At 46.7% G+C, this 1,202-nt stretch carries 2 protein-coding genes; one reads left to right on the top strand and one right to left on the bottom strand.

Annotation, left to right across the window (positions count from 1 at the left end; translation table 11 throughout):
- On the top strand, window positions 1-495 hold a 495-nt coding region (locus tag R7070_RS25780; protein ID WP_318141460.1), incomplete at its 5' end, for a helix-turn-helix domain-containing protein.
- Between the two features lie 36 nt (window positions 496-531).
- Here the strand turns inward: R7070_RS25780 and R7070_RS25775 are convergent.
- Window positions 532-1,202 (bottom strand): GGDEF domain-containing protein (locus tag R7070_RS25775; protein ID WP_318141459.1); only part of this gene is annotated, 671 nt, incomplete at its 5' end.

The raw sequence follows: 1,202 nt of genomic DNA, 5'->3' as shown, positions 1-1,202 counted from the left end.
GCGAAAGAAGATCTCAACGATCATGAAGAGTTCCGCGAAGATTTGTATTACCGACTTAATGTTGCACAGATCTACTTACCGCCGCTTAGGGAGCGAGAAGAAGACGCGTTGATTCTGTTTGAGCACTTTGCATTGCAAACAAATCCAGACAGTCGACCGTTGAGTGATGCCGACAGAAATGCCGTGCTTTCTTACGCTTGGCCAGGAAATGTGCGCGAATTACGTAACGTCGCAATGCGTTTCGCGCTGGATGATACGGTTTCTGTGATGGAAATTCTTTCTAGCCGCCCGTCGTCAACCACGGAAGAGACTCAAGCGGGTGTGCCACTGATGATTCAGTTGCACAACTTTGAGCGCAAAGTGTTGCATGATTCATTAGTGAGGCACCAAGGACGGATTAATGAAGTGATGCAAGAGCTCGATTTACCACGCCGCACCTTAAATCAGAAAATGCAAAAATTTGGTCTGAATCGCTCCGATTACACCGATTCGTGAATGGAGTAATAGGAGCGATGTCGTTTTACCTTTCCGTTATGCGCTTTTGGTCGGTGTTTGGATGAACTTGCCACCCTCCTCGCTTCCATCTTGGAATGTCGTGACTTGATTTCGCCCGGTGTGCTTTGAGCAATACAGTGCTTCGTCGGCTCGGGTGAGTGCGTCTTGCAATCGGTCATTGGGCATTAACTCGCTGATGCCGAAGCTCATCGTGACTTGGTTTTTAAAAGCAAGCAGCGACGTCTCACGTTCAATGCTGCGGCGAACTAACTCGGCATAGGCTTTCGCGTTTTCGGCATTGGCAAGCAACACAATCATAAACTCGTCACCACCAAAGCGAACGGTACATGCTGACTCTGGTAACGTTTGTTTAAAAATCGTGGCGATGGTTGCCATGACTGAGTCGCCAGTGGTGTGTCCGTATTGGTCATTAATGGTTTTAAAATCGTCCACGTCAGTCATAACGATGCTGATAGGCGTATTTTTCTCGCGTGCTTGATTCACAAGGTTAGGCACAATGACTTCCATTGCACGTCGATTGTATAACCCAGTTAATGCATCCAAATGAGAAAGATCGTTGATGGATTTCACCAATCTTGCGTTGATCAACCACAACATACTAAAGCTCAAAGCAACAATGAGGCAGATACTAAATAGAAACGTCAGCTGGTGGATGATACCTGCATTCATAAAACTGGTGACTTCTG

This window comes from Vibrio sp. 1557 (assembly GCF_033340175.1).
Classification (GTDB): domain Bacteria; phylum Pseudomonadota; class Gammaproteobacteria; order Enterobacterales; family Vibrionaceae; genus Vibrio; species Vibrio alginolyticus.
Note: the sequence above shows the minus strand (reverse complement) of the source record. Positions and strands in the feature narration are given on the sequence as shown.